The sequence below is a fragment of the Nonomuraea terrae genome (assembly GCF_044465245.1).
Taxonomy (GTDB): Bacteria; Actinomycetota; Actinomycetes; order Streptosporangiales; family Streptosporangiaceae; genus Nonomuraea; species Nonomuraea terrae.
The window spans coordinates 610,044-632,515 of record NZ_JBITLL010000008.1 but is presented as its reverse complement, the minus strand read 5'-3'; the positions used below and the strand labels follow the sequence as shown (position 1 = coordinate 632,515).

Genomic DNA, 22,472 nt, shown 5'->3' with positions numbered 1-22,472 from the left:
CACCGGCGGAGTGATCGGCAACGCCTGGCTGATGATCGCCTTCCCCCTCGTGGGGGCGTTCATCCTGCTGGTGTTCAACCGCTTCACCAACCGGTGGGGGCATCTGCTGGGCGTGGCCATGTCCCTCGCCTCGTTCGTGGTGGCGGTGCTGGCGTTCGTCGAGCTGCTCGGGTTCGGGGAGGAGGAGCGCCGCCGGGCCGTACACCTGTACGAGTTCATCCCCGGCATGGTCGACATGGGGCTGCTCATCGACCCGCTGTCGATCAGCTTCGCGCTGCTGATCACAGGTGTCGGATCGCTGATCCACATCTACTCGATCGGCTACATGGCCCACGACGAGCACCGGCGCAGGTTCTTCTCCTACCTGAACCTGTTCGTCGCCGCGATGCTCCTGCTCGTGCTGGCGGACAACTACGTGGGCCTGTTCATCGGCTGGGAGGGCGTCGGCCTGGCGTCGTACCTGCTGATCGGGTTCTGGCAGTTCAAGCCGTCGGCGGCGACCGCGGCGAAGAAGGCGTTCGTCGTCAACCGCGTCGGTGACTTCGGGCTGCTGGTCGGCATGTTCGTCATCTGGACGACGTTCGGCACCCTGACCTTCAAGGGACTCGGCGAGCAGATCGCGCCCGGCACCGAGAACGGCACGATGCTGGCCATCGGCCTGCTGCTGCTCCTCGGCGCCTGCGGCAAGTCGGCGCAGCTGCCGCTGCAGTCCTGGCTCCTCGACGCCATGGAGGGCCCGACCCCGGTCTCGGCCCTCATCCACGCGGCGACCATGGTCACCGCCGGCGTCTACCTGGTGGTCCGCTCGGGGGCGTTCTTCTTCCCCGAAGGCTCGGGCGCGGCGCTCGCCGTCGCCATCGTCGGCGCGGCCACGCTGCTCGCCGGTGCGATCATCGGTTGCGCGAAGGACGACATCAAGAAGGGCCTGGCCGGCTCGACGATGTCGCAGATCGGCTACATGATGCTCGGCGCGGGCCTCGGCCCGGCGGGCTACGCCTTCGCGATCGGCCACCTGATCACGCACGGCTTCTTCAAGGCCGACATGTTCCTCGGCGCCGGCTCCGTCATGCACGGCATGAACGACGAAGTCGACATGCGCAAGTACGGCGCCCTGCGCAAGGTCATGCCGGTCACGTTCGTCACGTTCTTCATCGGCTATCTGGCGATCATCGGGTTCCCGCTGCTGTCCGGTTACTTCACCAAGGACGGCATCATCGAGACCGCGGTGCACCACCAGCCGATCCTGGGCTGGCTGGCCGTGCTCGGCGCGGGCATCACCGGCTTCTACATGTCGCGGATGGTCTTCATGACCTTCTTCGGCGAGAAGCGGTGGGCCGACGACGCCCACCCGCACGAGTCGCCGCTCGTCATGACCGTGCCGCTGATGATCCTGTCGCTCGGGTCGATCTTCCTGGGCGGTTACCTCATCCTGAGCAACCGGCTCCTGGACTGGCTCACCCCCGCGGTGGGCGCGCCGGCGGTGCGGCCGGAGTTCCACTTCACCAGCGTGCCCGGCCTCACGACCCTCGCGCTCGTCGCGGTCGGCGCGATCATCGCCTGGATGAAGTACGGCAGGGTCCCGGTGCCGGCGGTGCAGCCGCGCGGCTCCTTCCTCACCACTTTCGCCCGGCGCGACCTGTACGGTGACGCGCTCAACGAGTCGCTCTTCATGCGTCCCGGCCAGTGGCTCACCCGTCTCGCGGTGTTCTTCGACAACCGCGGCATCGACGGGGTGGTCAACGGACTGGCGGCGGGCATCGGCGGCAGCTCCGGGCGCCTGCGGCGGATCCAGACGGGCTTCGCCAGAACGTACGCGCTGTCCATCCTGATCGGTGCCGCCCTGCTGACCGGCGCCCTGCTCTTCGTTGGGAACATCTGATGTCACCCTGGCTTCCGATACTCATGGCGGTGCCCGTGGTGGGCGCCATCGTGGTGGCCCTGCTTCCCAAGGGCAGTGACAAGCTGGCCAAGCAGGTCACCCTGCTGGTCTCGCTGCTGGTGCTGGTCCTGACGGGTGTCATGGCCGCCGGGTTCGACCCGTCGGGCGACCGCTTCCAGTTCGTCGCCGAGTACAACTGGATCCCGAGCTTCGGCGTGAAGTTCGGGGTCGGCGTCGACGGTGTCGCGCTCGTGCTCATCGCCCTGTCGGTGGTGCTGGTGCCGCTCGTGGTGCTGGCCTCCTGGCACGACGCCGACGGCGTCAAGGCGGCCGACGGCACGCTGATCACGCCGAAGCGGTCGGTGAAGACGTACTTCGCGCTGCTGCTGGTGCTGGAGACGATGATGATCGGCGTTTTCGCGGCGACCGACATCTTCCTCTTCTACGTCTTCTTCGAAGCCATGCTGATCCCGATGTACTTCATGATCGGGTCGTACGGCGGGGCCCAGCGGTCGTACGCGGCCGTCAAGTTCCTGCTCTACTCGCTGTTCGGCGGCCTGCTCATGCTGGTCGCGGTCATCGGCCTCTACGTGGTCGCGGGCAAGCAGACGTTCATGTTCCCCGAGCTCGTCGGCGCCATCCAGGACCCGACGATGCAGAAGTGGCTCTTCGGCGGCTTCTTCATCGCCTTCGCGATCAAGGCGCCGCTCTGGCCGGTGCACACCTGGCTGCCCGACGCGGCGGCCCAGGCCCCGGCCGGCGCCGCCGTGCTGCTCGTGGGCGTGCTCGACAAGGTCGGCACGTTCGGCATGCTGCGCTTCTGCCTGGAGCTCTTCCCCGACGCCGCCAAGGCGTTCACGATGCCGATCGTCGTCCTGGCGGTCATCAGCATCGTCTACGGCGCCATCGTGGCCATCGGGCAGACCGACATGAAGCGGCTCATCGCCTACACGTCGATCTCGCACTTCGGCTTCATCGTGCTCGGCGTGTTCGCCATGTCGTCCGTCGCGCAGTCCGGCGCGACCCTCTACATGGTCAACCACGGCTTCGCCACCGGCGCGCTGTTCCTGGCCGCCGGCTTCCTCATCGCCCGCCGCGGCTCGCCGTACATCGGCGACTACGGCGGCGTGCAGAAGGTCGCCCCGGTGCTCGCGGGCTTCTTCCTGATCGCGGGCCTGGCTGGCCTGTCGCTGCCAGGTCTGTCGTCGTTCGTCAGCGAGTTCATGGTCATGATCGGCACGTACTCGAGCCAGGCGCACGGCTCCGGCGCGCTCACGGCGGCGGCGATCGTGGCCGCGGTGGCCGTCATCCTCGCGGCCGTCTACATCCTGTGGATGGTCCAGCGGACCATGAACGGGCCGACGGCCGAGCCGGTCAAGGCCTTCAAGGACCTGAGCGCGCGCGAGGTGTGGGTGCTGGCCCCGCTGGTCGCGCTGATCATCGGCTTCGGCTTCTTCCCCAAGCCGCTGCTCGACGTGATCAACCCGTCAGTGCAACAGACGCTGACCAACGTGCAGGTTCCCACCTCCACCATCGCTGAAGGGACAGGTCAGTGAACGGGGACTTCCAAGCGCCGACGATCGAGTACGGCACGCTCGCGCCGTTGCTGGTGGTCTTCGGCGCGGCCATCATCGGCGTGCTGGTCGAGGCGTTCGCGCCGCGTTACCTGCGCAAGCCGATCCACGTGCCGCTCACCCTGCTGAGCCTGGCGGGCGCGTTCGCGCTGGTCCTCGTGCAGGTGATGGGCGGTCAGGTGTCCACCGCGCCCTCCGCCATGGGCGCACTGGCCGTCGACGGGCCCTCGCTGTTCATCTGGGGCGTCATCCTCGTCCTGTCGTTCGTCTGTGTGCTGCTGATCAACGACGAGGGCCACTTCGTGGCCTCCGCCGCGGCCGTGCCCGGCAGCGCCGACGAGGAGGAGGCCGAGGCCCACTCGGGCGGCGTCGGCCACACCGAGGTCTACCCGCTGGTCCTGTTCGCCGTGGGCGGCATGCTGCTCTTCCCGGCCTCGCACGACCTGCTCATGATGTTCGTGGCCCTTGAGGTCATGTCGCTGCCTCTCTACCTGCTGTGCGGCCTGGCCCGCCGGCGTCGCCTGCTGTCGCAGGAGGCGTCGATGAAGTACTTCCTGCTGGGCGCCTTCTCCTCGGCGTTCTTCCTGTACGGCATCGCCATGGTCTACGGCTTCGCGGGCACCGTCTCGCTGCCGGGCATCAACCGCGCCATGGCGGCGGGCAACACGCTCGACCCGCTGCTGCTGCTCGGGCTCGCGCTGCTCGGCGTGGGCCTGCTGTTCAAGATCGGCGCGGCGCCGTTCCAGGCCTGGAAGCCGGACGTCTACCAGGGCGCCCCGACCCCCATCACGGCCCTCATGGCCTCCGGCACCCTCGTCGCGGCCTTCGGGGCCGTTCTGCGGGTGTTCTGGGTGGGTCTGGGCAACCTTGACTGGAACTGGCGTCCGGTCATCTGGGTCGTGGCCGCGCTCACCATGGTCGCCGGCTCGATCCTGGCCATCACGCAGACCGAGATCAAGCGCATGCTGGCGTACTCGTCCATCGCGCACGCGGGCTTCCTGCTCGTCGGCGTGATGGCCACGTACGGCTCGGCCGAGCGCAACGCCGACTCCCTCAAGGCGATCCTGTTCTACCTCGCGGTGTACGGTGTCACCACGGTCGGCGCGTTCGCGATCGTCACGCTCGTCCGCGACCCGGGCGGCGAGGCCGGTCACCTGTCGCGCTGGGCGGGTCTCGGAAAGCGCGCGCCGCTGCTCGCCGGCGTGTTCGCGTTCTTCCTGCTCGCCTTCGCCGGCATCCCGCTGACCAGTGGCTTCTTCGGCAAGTACGCCGTGTTCGCGGCCGCTCTCGACAGCGGCACGCAGGCCGGCGACTCGATGGGCGGCTGGATGGCCGGCCTGGTCGTCGTGGGCGTGGTGGCCTCCGCGATCGCCGCGTTCTTCTACGTCCGCGTGATCGTGCTGATGTTCTTCAGCGACCCGGCCGCCGACGGCCCGGCCATCGCGGTCCCCAGTATGGGGACCGTGGCGGTGATCGCGGTTTCGCTGCTGGTTACCGTAGGGGTGGGGCTCTATCCGGAGTCCGTGCTCGGTATCGCCAACCAGGCAGCTAGCAGCCTGTTCATCAGATAAGGGGTTCTCGTATGTCCGCGCCTCCCGTGGTTGACCTTCCCATCGAGGACGAGCGGTTGGCGCTGGACGTGGCCAACGGGCTGGCCGCGGTCGAGAAGCTCCTGCGCTCGTCGGTGGAGACCGAGGACGCCTTCGTCACGGAGGTGTCCAAGCACCTCATCGAAGCCGGCGGCAAGCGTTTCCGCACGTTGATGGTGCTGCTGGCGGCGCAGTTCGGAGACCCGTCGGCGCCGGGCGTCGTGCCCGGCGCCGTGGTCATCGAGCTGACCCACCTCGGCTCGCTCTACCACGACGACGTCATGGACGAGGCCGAGGTGCGCCGCGGCTCCCCGTCCGCCAACGCCCGGTGGGACAACACTGTGGCGATTCTCACGGGCGACTACCTGTTCGCCCAGGCCTCCGACCTCCTCGCCGACCTCGGCCCCGAGCTGATCCGCATCCAGGCGCAGACGTTCTCCCGCCTGGTTCAGGGGCAGATCCGCGAGACGGTCGGGCCGCGCGAGGGCGAAGACCCCATCGCCCACTACCTGTCCGTGCTCTCCGACAAGACCGGCTCGCTCATCGCCGCCTCCGGCCGCTTCGGCGCCCTGCTCGCCGGCGCGCCGGCCGACGTGGAGGAGCGCCTCAGCCGCGCGTGCGAGGCGATCGGCGTGGCCTGGCAGCTCGGCGACGACCTGCTCGACGTCGCCTCCTCCGGCGCCCAGTCCGGCAAGACGCCCGGCACGGACCTGCGGGAGGGCATCAAGACCCTCCCCGTCCTGTACGCGCTCGCCGCCGGCGACTCGCCGCGCCTGATCGAGCTGCTGTCCGGCCCGGTGCCCGAGGAGCACGTCGAGGAGGCGCTCACCCTGCTGCGCGCCCATTCGGCGATGGCCAGGGCCCACGCGGAGCTGGACGCCTGGGTCGACCGGGCCCGTACCGATATCTCTGGCCTGCCCGACATCCCGGCCAGGAGCGCTTTTCTCGCCCTATGTGACTACGTGGTCGAGCGCAGCGGCTGATCTGCGGTTCCGGGCGGCCGTGCGCGCCGCCCGGAGGCTGTCGTACGTGAAGACGGCCAGGGCCAGCCAGACGATCGAGAACCCGATCCACCGGCTGGACGGCATGACCTCCTTGAAGACCAGCACGCCCGCCGCGAACTGCAGGACCGGCGCGATGTACTGCAGCAGCCCCATCGTGCTCAGCGGCACCCGGATGGCGGCGGCGCCGAAGCAGGCCAGCGGCACCGCCGTGATGAGCCCGGCGCCGACCAGCAGCACGGCGTGCCAGGCGCCCTCCTGGCCGAACGTGCCCGTGCCCGTCCCGTGCAGGAACAGCAGGTAGCCCACGGCGGGCAGGAGCAGCACCAGCGTCTCGACGGCCAGGCTCTCCGTGGCCTGCACGTTCGCCTGCTTCTTCACCAGGCCGTACAGACCGAAGCTGAACGCCAGCGTCAGCGCCATCCAGGGCAGGCGACCGTAGTCGACGGCCAGCACCAGCACCGCGAGCGCCCCGAACCCGACCGCCGCCCACTGCAGCGGACGCAGCCGCTCGCGCAGCAGCACCACCCCGAACAGCACGTTGACCAGCGGGTTGATGAAGTAGCCGAGGGCGCCCTCGACGACATGGCCGGTGTTGACCGCGTAGATGTAGGTGCCCCAGTTGACGGTGACGATCACGGCGGCCAGCGTCAGGAGGGCCAGCTTGCGGGGCTGGCGGAGGAGCGCCTTGATCCAGGACCAGTGCCTGCGCACGGCGAGCGCGGCGAGGACCGCGACCAGCGACCACGCCACGCGGTGAGCGAGGATCTCGATCGCGCCCGAGGGCTTCAGGAGAGGCCAGTAGAGGGGGAAGAGCCCCCACATCGTGTAGGCGGCGATCCCGTAGAGCACACCGCGCCGGTGGTCAGGCATGTAGCCAATCTTCGAGCATTACCACCTTTAAATACAAATTTCGATGCCTGTACGGAAATGTGTAGAAACGCTTAAGTGTGGGTGGGTGGGTGGGTAGGCTGGCTGGAGACCTATGGAGGTTGTGCTATGGGCTGGATGTTCGGCAACAAGACGTCGATGGTGCGCCCGGAGGACGCCCTTCCGGGCCGAGCGGAGCGCATGCCCGTGCCGGCCCGCCACGCGGTCCTCGACGCGCCGCTCGCCCCGCCGTACCCAGAGGGTCTGGAGGTCGCCGACTTCGGCCTCGGCTGCTTCTGGGGCGCGGAGCGCATTTTCTGGCAGACGCCCGGGGTCGTCACCACGGCCGTCGGCTACCAGGGCGGCTACACGCCCAACCCGACGTACGAAGAGGTCTGCAGCGGCCGAACCGGGCACGCCGAGGTCGTCCGGGTGGTCTTCGACCCGGCGAAGGTGTCGTACGAGGAGCTGCTGAAGGTCTTCTGGGAGGGCCACGACCCGACCCAGGGCATGCGCCAGGGCAACGACGTCGGCTCCCAGTATCGCTCGGCGATCTACCACCACTCGCCGGAGCAGCAGAAGGCCGCGGAGACGTCGCGCGACGCGTACCAGCGCGTCCTGAACCAGGCCGGCTACGGCGAGATCACCACCGAGATCACCTCGGCGGGCCCCTTCCACTACGCCGAGGACTACCACCAGCAGTACCTGTACAAGGTTCCGAACGGCTACTGCGGCATCGGCGGCACCGGCGTGGCCTGCCCGGTCGGACTCACGTCCGGCGAGGCGTGAGGAGCCCAACCCGGAGGCCTGCAAACCCACATGCCTGCGCATGAGATGTGCTTGGGATACGTGTCTCCTACACTCATCGTATGAGCGTGATGCGCGAGGAGCTCCATCACTTGGTGGACCGGCTGCCAGAGGAGAAGGTCGCCCCTCTGCTTCGGCTTGTCCGTGATCAACTTGATGAGCCGCAAGCGGTTCGTGAGTTGCCGTTCATCGGCATGTTGGAGGCGGAGCCGGATTTCGCGGAACGTGCCGAGGAGATCCTCCGGTTGGAGGACAATCAGGCCTTGTGATCGTCCTCGACTCAGGACCATTGGTGGCCGCGGTCAATCGCCGCGACAACCATCATGAGGCTTGCGTGCGGCTTCTGCGGACCCATCCAGGTCCCCTGCTCGTCCCGCCTACCGTGGTCACCGAAGTGTGCCAGCTTGTTGAGAGGACACAGGGCAGCAAAGCGGAGGCAGCGTTCCTTCAGTCCTTCGGGTCGGGTTTGATGCTGGTCGATCTCGTCGTCGACGACTTGGCCCGAATGAGCCATCTGGTGGAGACGTACGCAAACCTTCCTCTTGGTGCGGTGGACGCCTCTGTGATCGCGATCGCTGAGCGACTGAACATTGCCGAAGTCGCCACGCTCGATCGCCGTCACTTCACCGTGGTCCGGCCCGCGCATGTGGGCTCGTTCCTCCTCCTCCCGGAGGAGCCATGAATCACTGCCTGGAGCGAAGCGCTACCACCAGCAGTACCTGTACAAGGTTCCGAACGGCTACTGCGGCATCGGCGGCACTGGCGTCGCCTGCCCTGTCGGCCTGACCTGCGGCGAGGCCTAGTCAACCCGCCGAGGAGAGCGGCACCAGATTGAGTTGATGTGAGCTTAGGCGCTCTGTCTCCCGAGCGGGACCTCAAGGAGCTGTGGCAAGACGCGGGCGCATCCACGGATACGGATCAGTGAGCGGAGTGCGTCTTGCCCGACGGTTCTGCTGAATCTGCTGCAGCGGCTCTCCGGCGGTGTAGAAGCGCCCTCTCCCGTTGCCATGAGGGACAAGGAATCCAGCGTTGGCAAGGGCTGCCAGATCGCGCGTGGCGGTCTGATCCTCGACGCCGGTTCGCTTCAGGTAGCCGGCGCGCCGTACCCGGTAGCCCAGGACGGCCTCGAACATGGCGTCAAGCGCGCGCTCGGGCAGCGAGTTCTCCGCGATGAGAGTGTCGAGTTCGGGCCAGGTAGTTCCCGCCTCCCGTACTCGCTGAGCCACAGTCTGGGCCTGCATGTGGTGGGCGCGTAGATTGACGGAGATCCAGAGGTGGGCATCGTCGCGTGGCTGCCACGAACCGTGGCCGGTGAGGGCCAAGGCGGCGTAGTAGTCCTCGGTGTTCACCCCCAACCACTCTTCGATACTTGAGAACTCCGGCTCGCCGATGTCCGATCTCGTCAGTACGGAAGTCGCAAGTGCGCGGGCCATACGGCCGTTGCCGTCGCGAAATGGGTGGATCATGACGAGGTTCAGATGTGCCATGGCTGAGCGCACCACGGGATCGATCCCTGGTTCGGCATGAAGACTCTCGACCAGCGCTTCCATGAGTGCCGGCACATCGGCAGCGTCTGGGCCCTCGTAGACCACTTGATCCTTGCGATCATCGTGTACGAAAACCGGGCCCTTGCGGTAGCGGCCGGGGGACTTCGACGGCTCATGTTGCAGCATCATGTAGTGCATCGCGCGCATCTCGGTGGAGTCGAACGTCGAATATTCGTCTTCGCCCATCGCGAGAACGTAACCCAGCACCTGACGGTAACCCTGAATCTCCAGAAAGGTCCGCTCGTCAGCGCTGATCGGCTCGTCGCCGTCCAGCGCGGCCACGGCGTCATCCTCGGCGACTTGATAGCCTTCAATGCTGTTGGATCCGCGGATGGCCCGGGCCAAGGCGGACCGACGCAGCCCGCCTTGCCAGCGTTTGGGCGTCTTCAGTACATGTCGAAGCTGCTTGCGCATCTGGTGAATCTCGCTCAGGACGCTGCGGTCCTCTGTGGTCAGCGCAGGGGTGACATAGATCGCAGGATGTCGGGATGATGTCTTCATCTAGTCGGGATACTCGCCGCTTGACTACTTGAACTAAACATCGTGCAGCGCTCACGTGGCCACAGACAGGCGGTGGTTCGTCGAACAACAACGAAGAACGCGGCCGCTGGGGACTCAGTGTTCGGTGCGCGAAGTGAAGCGCTACCACCAGCAACATCTGTACAAAGCCCAACGGGTGCTGCGGCATCAGTGGCACCGGGGTCTCCTGTCCGGTCGGTCGACCTCCGGTGACGCGTAAGGCATGCGTAGCGGCCCTCCCTTGGGCAGAGCGAGGACCGGCATTTTGCTACTTCGAGTAGTAAACTGAGCTCATGAGCATGCCAGAGCGAGACTTCGGCCCGGGAGACGGCCCGGCCGCCAAGGTCAGTGTGTCTCTGAGAACGGGCAACATTCGCGCTGTCCGAGAGCGAGTCGGGGCCCGCGGATTCTCCGCCTACGTTGATGCCGCTGTGGAGCGTCAGATCGAGCGGGATCTCCTGGAGGAGGCCCTGCAGGCGAACGAGGCCGCCTCTGGGCCGATTCCACAGTCCTTGCGTGATGAGGCGGCGGAGTTGTTCCGCCGGGTGAAGTCGGCGCCCGAACTCCAAGAGGAGCACGGATGGCGCGCGCACGAAGCCGATTGAGCGCGGGCACCGTCGTTCTCGATTGCGAGGGGCTCGTGAAGTGGTGCGAGGCCGACCAGCGAGTGACGGCGTTCGTACGGGAGGCGCAGGACAACGATTTTCGAGTTGTGGTCAGCGCCATGACACCGATCGAGGCACAAGACGTCCGGGTCAGAAGCGATCGTCTCGGGTGGTATCTGTCCCGGTTGAAGATCGAGCCGGTGACCGAGGACATCTCCTCGCGAGCGATCGAGCTTCTTCGAGATGCCCGCCTGCACGGTCACAAGTACGCCATCGATGCTGTGGTCGCGGCCACCGCACTGCGCTCGGTGCGCCCTGCCATCGTCCTGACGTCTGACGAGGACGACATGAGCAAGCTGTGCGGGAAGGTAGTGCAGGTGGTCGCTGTCTAGGCGGCTTGCGGGCCGTGCGGGAGTCTCCGGATCTATCGCAGGAGGTGAACCGCTACCACCAGCAACATCTTTTTGAAGATCCGAACGGTTACTGCGGCATCGGTGGCACGGTCGGCCTGACATCCGGAGAGGCATGAACGGTCGTCGCAGGGACGATCTAGAGAACCTGCGGTCTCTGGCCCAGCCCGGAAGCTCAGGTCCTGTGCAGGGAAGGCGCATCCCAGAGGCTCGTAGAGCGTCCACGTGGTTGCAAATCTCGACCAGAGTCATCTTGCCGAGCCTCTGCAGCCGGGTCAGCAGCCATATGGTGCCGTGGACCTCAAGTCCGTTCGCCCGGCCGACCCTCGTCGCGTCTCGGTCATCCGTGAGTGCGACCAAGCCATGCACCTGAGCCGCTGCGAAGATACTGGCTTCTCCCTTGTCGTAATCGTCGCTGGTGCCGAGTAGCTGGCTCCATGTGTCGAAGGCGATGAGCTCTTCGACCGAATCCTGAGGTTGGATTTGCAGCCACTCGAGTTTTGTAAGGCGCCGCAGCAACGGACACTCATCGGAGTGTTTGCCCAGCTCGTCGGCAACGACAAGAGTCGTGGACATCTCCGTGACACTTGCTCCTAGAACATCGAGCCGGTCGGCCTTGGCAAAGTGAAGGAGCACCATGGTGTCGGTCACGAGCGGAGGCAAAGGGCCGCCAGGCTTCGATTCGGTCACGGGCGCTCATCCGGCTCAGCTGTCGGAGGCAGATCTGTCTCGCTTTCGAGCTGCCCGTGCATGAGCTCCAGAGCTCGGTGACCAGTGATCCGACCGTTCTTGTACGCCGTCATCACCGCGTGGGCGAAGATTGGAGACACGCGGATCTCGTCCAAATCCGGCTGAGGTGTCCAGCCCAGGGAATCCCTGAACTCCGCGAAGGTCGGTGGACAGGTCCGCAGATCCTTCTCTTCGTTCTGGCTTATTGCATTGGCGACTCTTGCCTGCCGCAGCGCGAGACTCCAGGACGTCCGGTACTCCGCCGCGAGACGAACCAACTCTGCCCTGGTGAGGGCAGTCGATGTCACAGCACGCCGGATCGCCTCAACCGGCAAGAGAAGCTCAGCAGCGAAGGCGTCTATCACGGCTTCGCGAGCTTCTCGGGAGGTGCCTACTCCCAGGTCGGTGGAGTATTCATCGCCCAGGATCAGGTGCCCGAGTTCATGGGCGGCAGTGGTGCGCCGCCGTCCGGGATCACCACTGATGCTGACGACGGCGGCAGCCACATCACCGTCTACCGCCGAAGCACCTTCTCCAGAAAGACCGGTCACCAGGACGAACTGGCCACACTGTTCACACAGGCCGGCGAGCGATTCGATGGGAGCGAGCCCCAAATTCAGTTCTGCTCTCAGCCACCGGGCTGCATCTGCAGCCGCCGCTGGTCCATCGACCTTGCCGTTGTATCGCTTGATGGGGATGAGTTCTAGTGCCCCGAGAGAAACCAGGAGTCGGATCTCCCGAATCCAGGCCGCGAGAGCCACATCCATGCGATAGGAAACTTGTGCGGCAGGTGACGCCGTGTCCTCGGTCAGAGGCGGGCGGTGGGACATTACGGCTGGAGGCGCGCTGAGGAAATGACCCGTTGGAAGATCGAGCGCCCGGGCCAGTCGGACGAGTTCCAGGGCGTCGAGACGCCTTGTTCCGGCCTCGATCTTACTGACCATGGTTCTGTCCAGGCCGGTCATCTCGGCCAGCTGCTCCTGGGAGAGCCGCATGGCTAGCCGGGACTCGCGGACTCGCGCGCCGATGTCGGTCCAATCCAGCGTGCTCATGGTGCGATAATCGCACACTCGTCGGTGAGGTGACCACCGATGCGCACCTCGAGTGCGGCTTCTTTACCTAAGGCCGCCGCCAAGGCGTGCCATGGCCAGCCGGTCCGCTGCTCATGACCACTCCGGCGTCCGCGAGCTTGAGACGTCGCCCAAGAGTCCGGCCGCCACAGATACTTCACTAGAAGCCGGCCCCAGTCGGTTTCTGGGCCTGGAATGCGGGATTCGCGTTGTCGTCCATCACCTCGGTGGCCGGCGTCCGAAGTCGTCGGCCTGCTCCAGCAGGCGCTCGCTCAAGTCGCGTACGGCCTGCCCGCGATGCTCAGCCCTGAGCGCGGCAGGGGCTTCGTCGATGTCCGGCCCGTCGAACTCCGCGGCCCGCGGCCAGTTCGCAGGCGATCAGCATCAGTTCCGTCAGATCATCTTCGGGAGGATTCCGCGGCGACGGCGGCGGGGCTGGGTTGCCATCGGGACACCGACGACTGGGCGATGCGCCACGGCGAACATTGCCGGCGTTGATCTGTTTCGGAGCGGCGCTCGGCTTCTGGTGGGGGGTGCCTGCCGGTGCGGCGCCGGGGATGCACCGGTTGCCTTGGCCGGCCACGGCTGAGAAGTCAGAGGAGTTCGGGTGTCAGGTCTGGGGCCGGCATGTCGGTGTCGAAGGGGAACAGCGGTCGCCGTACGTTGTGGTGTCCGAGGCGTAGCAGGTCCTGGTCGACGCCTCCGGGGGTGAGGGCCAGTTTCCAGTCGGCGGCCAGGTCGTAGAGTTCGGGCTCCAGGTAGCCGATCTTGACGATCACCAGGTCGGTCTCGGCGGGGTCGAGGTCAAGCCGGGTGAAGTCGGCGATCTCGTGGTACGGCTTGCGGCGCGAGGTCAGGATGGCGCGCAGCCCGCCCGTCTCGATCACCGCGATGTCGCCTCCGACCGGGTCGTCGCGCAGCAGCGAGTAGACGGTCCCGGACAACTCGACCGGGCCGGCGGGGCCTGAGTCGATCTTTCCGCCCGCGTGCACGGTCACGGGCGCGCCCTGGCCCGCGGCGAATGCGGCGGCGACGGCGTCCGGATCGACGATGCTCGCGTAGATCCCGCTCACCGCGCCCGAGCGCAGCTCCTCGACCCGGAGGAGCTTGCCGAGTGTGGCGGACACGTCGCCGGCGCCGCCCGCGGTCGGGTTGTCGCCGGAGTCGCTGATCAGGAACGGCTTGGCCCCGGCGATGCCCGCCGCGACGCATTCCTCCAGCGTGGCGGTGGGGGCGACGAACGCGAAGTCGTCCCTGGCCTGCCAGTACGCCTCCGCGAGCTTGCGTGCCTGCTCGGTGATGACCTGCCGGTCGTCGCCGGTGACCACGACGGCGGCGCGGCAGCGGGGCTCGTCCGCCCAGGCGTATCCGACCCAGATCGCGGCGTCGAGCACGCCGGGCATCGCCTCCACTTCGGGTACGCGGGCGTAGATGCTCTTGGCCGGCTCGATACGTGTGCTGGTCTTCTCGCCGGGGAGCAGCACCGGCACCTGGATCCATGCCTTCTGCGGCCGGCCACCGTCGCGCAGCCGGGTGACGAGGTTGCGGGCCGCGCGTTCCCTGGACTCCCACGCGTCCTCGTGCGGCGCCATGCGGTAGCAGGTGATCAGGTCGACGGCCGTGGCCAGCTCGCGGGAGACGTTGCCGTGCAGGTCCATCGAGGTGGAGATCAGGGTGTCCGGGCCGACCGCCGCCCGCACGACCTGCGCGAGCCGGGCCTCGGCGTCGGTACGGCCGACGACGCTCATGGCGCCGTGGATGTCGAAGAACAGCCCGTCCAGCGGCCCGGCGGCGGTGGCGCGGGCCACGATCTCGGCTTCCAGTTCGTCGTACACCTCGGGCTCGACGGCGCCGCCGGGCAGCGACACGGCGTGCAGCAGCGGCACCCAGGTGACGTCGGCGGACCACGGCGGCGGCTCCTGGATCCAGGAGTACCGGGCGAGCAGCGCGTCGTCGCGGGTGACCCTGAAGTCGGACAGGCCGGTGCGATGCGGTGAGAAGGTGCTCGATTCGATGGCGATGCCGGCGATGCCGATGCGCAGTGATGTCACGGAGATTCCTTGTGTCAGGAGGTGGGCTGGGTCAGTGCCTCTTCGACGACGAGCCGGCCGATGCCGAGCAGCCCGGCGTCCGGGCCGGCGGTGCTCACCTCGATGTCGAGTTCCTGCGTGGTGAGGGGCAGGCAGCGCTCGTAGAGGACGCCGCGGGCCGCGGCCACGAACAGATCGCAGCTGGACAGTGTGCCGCCGAGGATGACCGCCTGCGGATTCAAGAAGTTCACCACCGGGGCCAGGACCTCGCCGAGATTGCGGCCGGCGAAGCGCACGTTCGTGGTGACGGTCGGATTGCCGTCGAGGGCCAGGCGCACCAGGTCGGTGGTGTTGCGCACGTCGACGCCGTCTCGCCGTACGGCCGCGACCAGGGCGGCGCCGCTGGCGATGGTCTCCAGGCAGCCGAAGTTGCCGCAGCTGCACGGCTGGTCGCCGCCGGCGGGGACGCGCAGGTGGCTGATGTCGCCGGCTATCCCGCGGGCGCCGCGGCGCAGCCGGCCGTCGATGACGACCGCCGCGCCGACCCCGGTGCCGGCTTTGACGTAGATGAAGTCGTGCAGCTCGGGGCCGCGGGCGGCCGCCTCGCCCACCGCCATCAGGTTCGCGTCGTTCTCGACCACGAGGGGCACCCCGAAGCGCCGGGTCAGCCAGTCGTGTACGGCGAAGCCGCTCCACCCGGGCATCCGGGAGGGGCCGATCACCGTTCTGGTCAGGCTCACCGGTCCGGGGAGTCCGATTCCGATGCCGCGTATCGGCCGCCCCGCCCCCAGCTCTTCGAAGGCTGCGGCGACCTGTTCCAGGACGGCTTCTGGACCGGTCGCGATGTCGACCTCGATGTCCTGGACCGTGTGGGGGCGGCCGGAGCCGTCGAGGGTGGCGATGCGGCCGTGGTGCCCGCCGAGGTCGGCGCCGAGGATCACCTCCTGGCCACCGCGTACGGACAGCAGGCGGGGCCGTCGGCCGCCGCGGGAGCTGCCTTCCCCTGACTCCTTGAGCAGGCCGGAGTCGAGGAGTTCCTGGACGTGGGCCGAGATCGTCGAGGGGGCCAGCCCGAGCGCGCGCGACAGTTCGGCCCGGCTCGTGGCCCGGCCGGACGCGACGAGCCCCATGATCTGCGCGGCCGACATTCTGGCTCCTTCGCGGTTGCTGATCCGGCTGTCGTGGTCCGGCCACGGCGTGGATCAACGAGCCGAACTAAGTCTCAACTTACTTCGATTCCGAAGGTTGAGGAAGCAAGTTGGGCTGAACCATAGCAAAACGAGATTCTGCCGGTCTACCACAAACCGGACAAACGACTGCATGTGCCCCCAAAGCGACAGTGCGTAGTGGAGGGACTTTATTCGGACAAAGGTTGTTTTTGGGAAAAGTAGCGGAGTATCGTCGCCGCCAACGTCTAGCCGCACGTCGCAGACGATGCACGCCTTCCAGGAGCCCCGATGAACAGATCCCTGCGCCCCTCTCTGAGAGCCGCCCGCCCGCTGGCCGTACTCGGTGTGGCCGCGACGCTCCTGGCGGCCGGATGCTCGTCGGGCGGCTCCGGAACGGCTCCGGGTGACCCGGCGAACGGGGGCACGCCGCAGCAGGGCGGCTCGGTGACCTTCGCCATGCCGCCGAACGCCACGCCCAACTGGATCTTCCCGATCGCCACCCCCGGTCACACCCAGGCGTACAACGGCACGATCCGCCAGCAGGTCTTCCTGCCGCTGTACGTCTACGACGGCACCGACACCAGCAAGCCGGACGTCAGAGCGGGCGCCGCGGAGCTGCCGAAGTACTCCGAGGACGGCAAGTCGGTCACCATCACCATGAAGGACGACCTCACGTGGGCCAACGGTGAGAAGGTCACCGCCAGGGACGTGGAGTTCTGGTTCAACCTGATCAAGGCGAACAAGGAGAAGTGGGCCACCTACAACGAGGGCCAGTTCCCCGACAACATCGCCAAGTTCACCTTGGTCGATGACAAGACGTTCACGATGGACCTGACCCAGGCGTACAACCCCGACTGGTTCACCGCGAACCAGCTCACGCGCATGTCGCCGATGCCGCAGAAGGCATGGGACATCCAGGAGGCGGGCGGCCAGGTCGGCGACCACGACCGCACCCCCGAGGGCGCCAAGAAGGTCTTCGACTACCTGATCGGCGAGGCGGGGAAGCTGTCGGAGTACGCCACCAACCCGTTGTGGAAGGTGGCCGACGGCCCGTTCACGATCAAGGAGTTCACCACCACGGGGCAGGTCACCCTCGCCAAGAACCCGAAGTACACCGGTGAGGACGCGGCGCACCTGGACACCGTCACCCTCAAGCCGTTCACCTCGGCGCAGGCGGAGCTGAACGTGCTGCGCTCGGGCGGCGTCGACTACGGCTATCTGCCCGCCCTCGCCCTGTCGCAGCAGAAGACGATCGAGGGCATGGGGTACAAGGTCGAGCCGTGGGACGGCTGGGCGATCAGCTACATCCCCTACAACTTCAACAACCCGGAGATGGGCCCGGTCTTCAAACAGCTCTACATCCGGCAGGCGGTGCAGATGTCGGTCGATCAGGACACGATCGCCCGGGTCATCTGGCACGACCAGGCCACTCCTGGCTACGGCCCGGTGCCGCAGGTCCCGCCGGGCTCCTACCTGGGCGAGAAGCAGAAGACCAACCCGTACCCGTTCGATCTCAACAAGGCCAAGGCGCTGCTCACCTCGCACGGATGGGAGATCCAGAACGGCGTGGCCACCTGTACCCGGCCGGGCGGTGGCGACGACCAGTGCGGTGCGGGCGTCGAGCAGGGCACGCAGCTGAAGTTCCAACTGCTGACCGAGAGCGGCAGCACCGAGACCGACAACACGATGCAGGAGCTGCAGTCGTCGCTGTCCAAGATCGGTATCGCTCTGTCGATCAAGTCGGAGCCGTTGAACTCGGTGCTCGACCACTCACCGGTCTGCAAGCCCGAGGAGGCGGCCTGCTCCTGGCAGCTGTCCTTCTTCGGCACGCAGGGCAGCTGGTACTACCCGGCCTACCCGAGCGGCGAGGACATCTTCGCCGGCGACGCCGGCACCAACCTGGGCAGTTACCGCGACCCCAAGGCCGACGAGCTGGTCAAGGCGAGCACGAGCAGCACCTCGCCGACGGCCATGCAGGACTACAGCAGCTACCTGGCGGAGAACCTCCCGGTGATCTGGATGCCGAACCCCGCCTACCAGGTGTCGGCGATCAAGAAGACGCTGGGCGGCGTGGTCCAGGACCCGATGGCCGGTATGACGCCGCAGCGCTGGTACCTGGTCAAGTAAGCGAGATCCGCCTCTGGGCCGGCCGCGCATCGGCCCCAGAGGCCCAACCCTGGTCGGAGGCTCCCTCGTGACCCGCTTCCTGGCAAAGCGGATCGGGCAGGCGCTCGTCGTCGTCGCGCTGGTGACGGTGATCGTCTTCCTGCTGCTGCACACGGTCCCCGGCGGGCCCGCGCGCGGCATCCTCGGTCCGCAGGCCACCGCCGCGGCGATCGCGGCGTTCAACCACGAGCACGGCTTCGATCGCTCCCTGCCGGAGCAGTACTGGATGTACGTCAGCGGGCTGCTCCACGGCGACCTCGGCGCCTCGTACACGCTCAACCAGTCGGTGAGCTCGCTGATCGAGCAGCGCATCCCCAAGACGCTGGTGCTGACCGGGCTGTCCACGCTGGTGGCGTTGCTCGTCGCCATCCCGCTCGGGGTGTGGCAGGGGCGGCGGCGCAAGGGCCTGACCGATTACTTGATCACCACGCTGGTGTTCATCGGGTACGCCACCCCGGTCTTCTTCCTCGCGCTCATCCTCGTGATCGTGTTCGCGGAGAAGATCCCCATCCTGCCCGTGCAGGCGCCGCAGGCGGAGACGCTGGCGGGATTGTTCGCCGACTCACGCGGGCTGGTCCTGCCGATTCTCGCCGGGGCGATCGCCAGCGTCGCGGTGTTCAGCCGCTACATGCGCTCCGCCGTGCTGGACAACCTCGCCGAGGACTATGTACGGACCGCGCGGGCCAAGGGAGCCTCCGAACGGCGGGTCGTGTGGTTGCACATCATGCGCAACTCGCTGACCCCGATCGTCGCGATGCTCGGTTACCAGCTGCCGGTGCTGTTCTCCGGCGCGCTCGTCATCGAGTCCGTCTTCAACTACCCCGGTATGGGGCTGCTGTTCTGGAACGCCGCGCAGACGTCGGACTATCCGATCCTGCTCGGCGCGGTGCTCGTGATCGCGGTGGCCACCGTCATCGGGTCCCTGATCGCGGACATCCTCCAGGCGTTCATCGATCCGCGGGTCCGAGGAGCCATCAAGTGACCGCTTCAGTGCCGTCGCCCGTCGTCGCGGCGCAGCCCGCCCCGGTGGTGGGACCGTACCGGCGCATGGTCCGGCTGTTCTTCGCCAACCGGCTCGCCGTGACCGGGCTGGTGCTCCTCGCCCTGCTCCTGCTGTTCTGCTTCGTCGGCCCGCTGGTGCACCCCACCGACCAGATCCACACCCAGCTCGCCGACGCGAACCTGGCGCCCGGGGTCAAGGGTCATCCGCTCGGCACCGACGACGTCGGACGTGACGTGCTGGGCCGGCTGATGGTCGGAGGCCAGACCTCGCTGGAGATCGGCATCGCCGCCGGGCTGCTGGCCACCCTGATCGGCACCGTGTGGGGCGCCATCGCGGGATACACCGGCGGCTGGCTGGACGCGATCATGATGCGGGTGGTGGACGCGGGCATCGCCATCCCGGCCCTGTTCCTGCTCCTCGTGAGCGCGACGATCTTCCGGCCGACCGTGACGACGCAGATCCTGATCATCGGGTGTGTCTCGTGGCTGGTGCCGGCCCGGCTCGTGCGCGCCGAGGCGCTGTCGCTGCGCAGCCGCGACTTCGTGCAGGCGATGATGGCGATGGGCGGCAGCCATCGCCGCGCGGTGTTCCGGCACATCATCCCGAACGCCATCGGCACCGTCGTCGTCAACGCCACCTTCCAGGTGGCCGACGCGATCCTGCTGGTCGCGTACGTCAGCTTCCTCGGACTCGGCGTGGCGCCGCCCGCGACCGACTGGGGCGCGATGCTGAGCAACGGCATCTCCTACACCTACGACGGCTACTGGTGGCTGATCTTCCCGGCCGGCATCGCCATCATTCTCGTGGTCTCCGCCTTCAACTGCATCGGCGACGGCCTGCGCGACTCGTTCGAAGTCCGGCTGCAAGGCCGATGAGGGAGGGTTCCGTGACAGAATCCCCAGCACTCGCGATCAAGGACCTCCGGGTCACGTTCGGCGACACCGTACGGGCGGTCGACGGAGTCAGCATCGAGGTGCGGCCGGGCGAGATCGTCGCCGTGGTGGGCGAGTCCGGGTCCGGCAAGAGCGTCACGTCGATGTCGACGCTCGGGCTTTTGCCGCCCACCGCCGAGGTGAGCGGGGTGATCCAGGTCGGCGGCGTCGACGTCACCGCCCTGGACGGGGCCGGGCTCCGCGCGATCCGCGGCGCCGAAGTGGCGATGGTCTTCCAGGAGCCGATGACCGCGCTGAACCCGGCGTTCACGGTGGGGTGGCAGGTCGCCGAGGCGCTGCGCCTGCACTTCGCCGACATGTCGAAGAAGCGGGCGTACGAGCGGGCGGCCGAGCTGCTGGAGATGGTCGGCATCCAGGACGCGAAGCGGCGGCTCGGCCAGTTCCCGCACGAGCTGTCCGGCGGCCTCCGCCAGCGCGTCATGATCGCGATGGCGATCGCGTGCGAGCCGAAGGTCCTCATCGCCGACGAGGCCACCACCGCGCTCGACGTCACCGTGCAGGCCGAGATCCTCGACCTGCTGCGTGACCTTCGGGCCGGACTCGGCATGGCGATCCTCGTCATCACCCACAACATGGGCGTCGTCGCCGACATCGCCGACCGGGTGGTCGTCATGTACCAGGGCAAGGTGGTCGAGCAGGCCACCGTCGAGGACCTGTTCGCCCGGCCCCAGGCCGAATACACCAGGAGGTTGCTGACCTCGGTGCCCCGGCTGGAACGCGGCGCCCACCGCGCCCGCACCGCGCGCCGTGAGCCGGGACAGGCGGCGGCCGGCACACCGGCGCTGGCTCTGTCGGACCTCGTCGTGGAGTTCCGCGGCGAGCGCGGGAGCAAGGTCCGGGCGGTCGACGAGGTGTCGCTCACCATCGGCGCCGGCGAGGTCGTCGGCCTGGTGGGGGAGTCGGGGTCCGGCAAGTCCACGGTGGGCCGGACCGCGATCGGCCTGATCAGGCCCGCCTCCGGCTCGGTGCGGCTGCTCGGCGAGTCGCTGACCGGGGCCAAGGGACGCGATCTGCGGCGGCTGCGCCGCCGGTGCAGCATCGTCTTCCAGGATCCGGCGTCATCGCTGGACCCCAGGATGACGGTGGGTGACTGCATCGCCGAGCCTCTGATCATCAACAAGATCGGGGACCGGGACGACCGGGTGGCCGCCCTGTTGGAGAGCGTGCGGCTCGACCCGTCGGTACGGGCCCGTTACCCGCACGAGCTGTCCGGCGGGCAGCGGCAGCGGATCGGCATCGCCCGGGCGATCGCGCTCGACCCGGAGCTCGTCATCGCCGACGAGCCGACCAGCGCGCTGGACGTCTCGGTGCAGGCGACGGTGCTCGACCTGTTCCTGGAGCTGCAGGACCGGCTCGGTTTCGCCTGCCTGTTCATCACCCACGACCTGGCCGTCGTCGGGCTGGTCGCGGACCGGGTGGCGGTGATGAACTCCGGGCGCCTGGTCGAAGAGGGGCCGCGCGAGGAGGTGCTCTTCGACCCGCGGGAGGACTACACCCGGCGGCTGGTGGCCTCGGCGCCGGTGCCCGACCCGGCCGCCCAGCGCGAGCGGCGGGCCCAGCGGCTGAGCCTGTGACGCGGACCTCAAGCAGGGCTTCGCTAGGGTCTGGGCATGATCTCCTACCGTGCCGCCGTTCCCGCCGATCTCGACCGTGTGACCGCGTGGGTGGTGAGCGAGCCCGTCGGCTGGATCCCCGCCGACCGTTATCTCGCGGAGCTGGGCGAGAACATGTACCGGCCGGAATGGACGTGGATCGCCGAGGACGGTGACCGGGTCGTGGGGCGGGCGCTGTGGTGGGGGCCGGGAAACAGCTCGTACCCGGTCGCGCTCGACTGCCTGGACGTGGATCCCGCTGTGGGCGACCGTACCGCCGTCGCCGCCGAGTTGATCGGGGCCGCGCTGGCCGGCTTCACGCAGCCGGTGCAGTACGCGATCAAGGTGGCGGGCGGCTGGCGCGCGGATCCGGTCGCGTCGGCGGCCGTGGAATGGCGGCGCGCGGCGGCACACGCGGCGGGCCTCACCCTGGAGGTGGAGCGGCTGCAGTTCGCGTGGGCGCCGGCCGACGGAGTGCCCTCCGCGACCGCGGCGCTGCGGTTCGCCGAGGCGTCGGATGAGGCGTTCCTGGCGGTGTTCGGGAGGATCGCCGAGGGCAGCCTGGACGCCCAGACCCGTGCGAACCTGGCGGCCAAGGGCGTGGACGCCACCGCGCGTGAGGAGATGGGCTTCTATCTCGGGGCGCCGGGCAAGCGGGAGTGGTGGCGGATCGCCTACACGCCCGAGGGGGAGGTGGCGGGCATGGCGATCCCCTCGGCGACGCCGTACAACGTGAACGTCGGGTATCTCGGGGTGGTCCCGGAGTTCCGGGGGCGCGGCTACGTGGACGAGATCCTCGCCGAGATCACCCGTATCCATGCGGCCAACGGCGAGGTGCTCGTGACCGCGACCACCGACATGGGGAACGCGCCGATGGTGGCCGCGTTCGAGCGCGCCGGCTACCGCAACACGGAGATCCGGATCAACCTCTCGCAGCCCTAGACCGTCGTCGAGGGCGC

At 67.8% G+C, this 22,472-nt stretch carries 19 protein-coding genes and 1 pseudogene; 15 read left to right on the top strand and 5 right to left on the bottom strand.

Going from position 1 to position 22,472, the window contains the following annotated elements; translation table 11 throughout:
• The first annotated feature begins 31 nt into the window (after positions 1 to 31).
• From nuoL to ACIBP6_RS41395, 4 genes are read left to right on the top strand one after another with little or no spacing between them, the layout of a single operon-like run.
• Positions 32 to 1,879 carry an NADH-quinone oxidoreductase subunit L gene (nuoL, locus tag ACIBP6_RS41410; RefSeq protein ID WP_397060290.1) on the top strand — a complete coding sequence of 616 codons (1,848 nt, stop codon included), beginning with the start codon at positions 32 to 34 and terminating at the stop codon, positions 1,877 to 1,879.
• Complete coding sequence (locus tag ACIBP6_RS41405) at positions 1,879 to 3,435, top strand: NADH-quinone oxidoreductase subunit M (protein WP_397060011.1); 1,557 nt, start codon at positions 1,879 to 1,881, stop codon at positions 3,433 to 3,435. Before nuoL ends, ACIBP6_RS41405 begins: the two co-directional genes overlap by 1 nt.
• Positions 3,432 to 5,024 (top strand): NADH-quinone oxidoreductase subunit NuoN, encoded by a 1,593-nt coding sequence (nuoN, locus tag ACIBP6_RS41400; protein WP_397060009.1) that lies wholly within the window; start codon positions 3,432 to 3,434, stop codon positions 5,022 to 5,024. The genes ACIBP6_RS41405 and nuoN overlap by 4 nt, the downstream gene beginning before the upstream one ends.
• Before the next feature lie 11 nt (positions 5,025 to 5,035).
• Entirely contained in the window at positions 5,036 to 6,025 is a 990-nt protein-coding gene (locus ACIBP6_RS41395; RefSeq protein WP_397060007.1) for a polyprenyl synthetase family protein, read from the top strand.
• Here the strand turns inward: ACIBP6_RS41395 and rarD are convergent.
• Positions 5,993 to 6,916 carry an EamA family transporter RarD gene (gene rarD, locus ACIBP6_RS41390; RefSeq protein WP_397060005.1) on the bottom strand — a complete coding sequence of 308 codons (924 nt, stop codon included), beginning with the start codon at positions 6,914 to 6,916 and terminating at the stop codon, positions 5,993 to 5,995. The two genes, ACIBP6_RS41395 and rarD, sit on opposite strands and share 33 nt — an antisense overlap.
• Positions 6,917 to 7,051: 135 nt before the next feature.
• Between rarD and msrA the strand changes: the two genes are divergently transcribed.
• From msrA to ACIBP6_RS41370, 4 genes and pseudogenes are all read left to right on the top strand, one after another.
• On the top strand, positions 7,052 to 7,702 hold the full coding sequence (gene msrA / locus ACIBP6_RS41385) for a peptide-methionine (S)-S-oxide reductase MsrA (RefSeq protein ID WP_397060288.1): 651 nt from the start codon (positions 7,052 to 7,054) through the stop codon (positions 7,700 to 7,702).
• 80 nt (positions 7,703 to 7,782) lie between these two features.
• The gene (locus ACIBP6_RS41380; RefSeq protein WP_397060003.1) at positions 7,783 to 7,989 is read left to right on the top strand and encodes a hypothetical protein; all 207 of its coding nucleotides are present in this window, start codon (positions 7,783 to 7,785) and stop codon (positions 7,987 to 7,989) included.
• Positions 7,986 to 8,402, top strand: a complete 417-nt coding sequence (locus ACIBP6_RS41375; RefSeq protein WP_397060001.1) for a type II toxin-antitoxin system VapC family toxin — start codon at positions 7,986 to 7,988, stop codon at positions 8,400 to 8,402. The genes ACIBP6_RS41380 and ACIBP6_RS41375 overlap by 4 nt, the downstream gene beginning before the upstream one ends.
• A gap of 13 nt (positions 8,403 to 8,415) precedes the next feature.
• Positions 8,416 to 8,523, top strand: a pseudogene (locus ACIBP6_RS41370) (peptide-methionine (S)-S-oxide reductase MsrA); the annotation flags it as partial.
• 72 nt (positions 8,524 to 8,595) lie between these two features.
• Here ACIBP6_RS41370 and ACIBP6_RS41365 read toward each other — a convergent pair.
• Complete coding sequence (locus ACIBP6_RS41365; RefSeq protein ID WP_397059999.1) at positions 8,596 to 9,768, bottom strand: Fic family protein; 1,173 nt, start codon at positions 9,766 to 9,768, stop codon at positions 8,596 to 8,598.
• Positions 9,769 to 10,079: 311 nt separating this feature from the next.
• On the opposite strand from ACIBP6_RS41365, the gene ACIBP6_RS41360 reads away from it, so the two are divergent.
• Positions 10,080 to 10,391, top strand: coding sequence for a hypothetical protein (locus tag ACIBP6_RS41360; RefSeq protein ID WP_397059997.1), 312 nt, complete (start codon positions 10,080 to 10,082; stop codon positions 10,389 to 10,391).
• On the top strand, positions 10,367 to 10,783 hold the full coding sequence (locus ACIBP6_RS41355) for a PIN domain-containing protein (RefSeq protein ID WP_397059995.1): 417 nt from the start codon (positions 10,367 to 10,369) through the stop codon (positions 10,781 to 10,783). The genes ACIBP6_RS41360 and ACIBP6_RS41355 overlap by 25 nt, the downstream gene beginning before the upstream one ends.
• 704 nt (positions 10,784 to 11,487) lie before the next feature.
• Here ACIBP6_RS41355 and ACIBP6_RS41350 read toward each other — a convergent pair.
• The 3 genes from ACIBP6_RS41350 to ACIBP6_RS41340 form a co-directional block, all read right to left on the bottom strand.
• Positions 11,488 to 12,582, bottom strand: coding sequence for a helix-turn-helix domain-containing protein (locus ACIBP6_RS41350; protein WP_397059993.1), 1,095 nt, complete (start codon positions 12,580 to 12,582; stop codon positions 11,488 to 11,490).
• A 611-nt stretch (positions 12,583 to 13,193) separates the two neighbouring features.
• Positions 13,194 to 14,651 carry a M81 family metallopeptidase gene (locus tag ACIBP6_RS41345; RefSeq protein ID WP_397059991.1) on the bottom strand — a complete coding sequence of 486 codons (1,458 nt, stop codon included), beginning with the start codon at positions 14,649 to 14,651 and terminating at the stop codon, positions 13,194 to 13,196.
• A 14-nt stretch (positions 14,652 to 14,665) separates the two neighbouring features.
• On the bottom strand, positions 14,666 to 15,778 hold the full coding sequence (locus tag ACIBP6_RS41340) for an ROK family transcriptional regulator (RefSeq protein ID WP_397059989.1): 1,113 nt from the start codon (positions 15,776 to 15,778) through the stop codon (positions 14,666 to 14,668).
• A 309-nt stretch (positions 15,779 to 16,087) separates the two neighbouring features.
• Here ACIBP6_RS41340 and ACIBP6_RS41335 point away from each other — a divergent pair, with 309 nt between their 5' ends.
• The 5 genes from ACIBP6_RS41335 (at position 16,088) to ACIBP6_RS41315 (ending at position 22,455) form a co-directional block, all read left to right on the top strand.
• Positions 16,088 to 17,926 carry a peptide ABC transporter substrate-binding protein gene (locus ACIBP6_RS41335; RefSeq protein WP_397059987.1) on the top strand — a complete coding sequence of 613 codons (1,839 nt, stop codon included), beginning with the start codon at positions 16,088 to 16,090 and terminating at the stop codon, positions 17,924 to 17,926.
• Positions 17,927 to 17,993: 67 nt separating this feature from the next.
• Positions 17,994 to 18,947 (top strand): ABC transporter permease, encoded by a 954-nt coding sequence (locus ACIBP6_RS41330; RefSeq protein ID WP_397059985.1) that lies wholly within the window; start codon positions 17,994 to 17,996, stop codon positions 18,945 to 18,947.
• The gene (locus ACIBP6_RS41325; RefSeq protein ID WP_397059983.1) at positions 18,944 to 19,843 is read left to right on the top strand and encodes an ABC transporter permease; all 900 of its coding nucleotides are present in this window, start codon (positions 18,944 to 18,946) and stop codon (positions 19,841 to 19,843) included. Before ACIBP6_RS41330 ends, ACIBP6_RS41325 begins: the two co-directional genes overlap by 4 nt.
• An 11-nt stretch (positions 19,844 to 19,854) precedes the next feature.
• The gene (locus tag ACIBP6_RS41320) at positions 19,855 to 21,495 is read left to right on the top strand and encodes an ABC transporter ATP-binding protein (protein WP_397059981.1); all 1,641 of its coding nucleotides are present in this window, start codon (positions 19,855 to 19,857) and stop codon (positions 21,493 to 21,495) included.
• Between the two features lie 36 nt (positions 21,496 to 21,531).
• The gene (locus ACIBP6_RS41315; RefSeq protein ID WP_397059979.1) at positions 21,532 to 22,455 is read left to right on the top strand and encodes a GNAT family N-acetyltransferase; all 924 of its coding nucleotides are present in this window, start codon (positions 21,532 to 21,534) and stop codon (positions 22,453 to 22,455) included.
• The last annotated feature ends 17 nt before the right edge of the window (positions 22,456 to 22,472 follow it).

What these genes read in the sequence shown, in the direction of transcription:
- nuoL (WP_397060290.1), top strand. Translation starts at nt 32, where the DNA reads ATGATCGCCTTCCCCCTCGTGGGGGCGTTCATCCTGCTGGTGTTCAAC.
- ACIBP6_RS41405 (WP_397060011.1), top strand. Translation starts at nt 1,879, where the DNA reads ATGTCACCCTGGCTTCCGATACTCATGGCGGTGCCCGTGGTGGGCGCC.
- ACIBP6_RS41395 (WP_397060007.1), top strand. Translation starts at nt 5,036, where the DNA reads ATGTCCGCGCCTCCCGTGGTTGACCTTCCCATCGAGGACGAGCGGTTG.
- rarD (WP_397060005.1), bottom strand. Translation starts at nt 6,916, where the DNA reads ATGCCTGACCACCGGCGCGGTGTGCTCTACGGGATCGCCGCCTACACG.
- msrA (WP_397060288.1), top strand. Translation starts at nt 7,052, where the DNA reads ATGTTCGGCAACAAGACGTCGATGGTGCGCCCGGAGGACGCCCTTCCG.
- ACIBP6_RS41380 (WP_397060003.1), top strand. Translation starts at nt 7,783, where the DNA reads ATGAGCGTGATGCGCGAGGAGCTCCATCACTTGGTGGACCGGCTGCCA.
- ACIBP6_RS41365 (WP_397059999.1), bottom strand. Translation starts at nt 9,768, where the DNA reads ATGAAGACATCATCCCGACATCCTGCGATCTATGTCACCCCTGCGCTG.
- ACIBP6_RS41360 (WP_397059997.1), top strand. Translation starts at nt 10,080, where the DNA reads ATGAGCATGCCAGAGCGAGACTTCGGCCCGGGAGACGGCCCGGCCGCC.
- ACIBP6_RS41355 (WP_397059995.1), top strand. Translation starts at nt 10,367, where the DNA reads ATGGCGCGCGCACGAAGCCGATTGAGCGCGGGCACCGTCGTTCTCGAT.
- ACIBP6_RS41350 (WP_397059993.1), bottom strand. Translation starts at nt 12,582, where the DNA reads ATGAGCACGCTGGATTGGACCGACATCGGCGCGCGAGTCCGCGAGTCC.
- ACIBP6_RS41340 (WP_397059989.1), bottom strand. Translation starts at nt 15,778, where the DNA reads ATGTCGGCCGCGCAGATCATGGGGCTCGTCGCGTCCGGCCGGGCCACG.
- ACIBP6_RS41335 (WP_397059987.1), top strand. Translation starts at nt 16,088, where the DNA reads ATGAACAGATCCCTGCGCCCCTCTCTGAGAGCCGCCCGCCCGCTGGCC.
- ACIBP6_RS41315 (WP_397059979.1), top strand. Translation starts at nt 21,532, where the DNA reads ATGATCTCCTACCGTGCCGCCGTTCCCGCCGATCTCGACCGTGTGACC.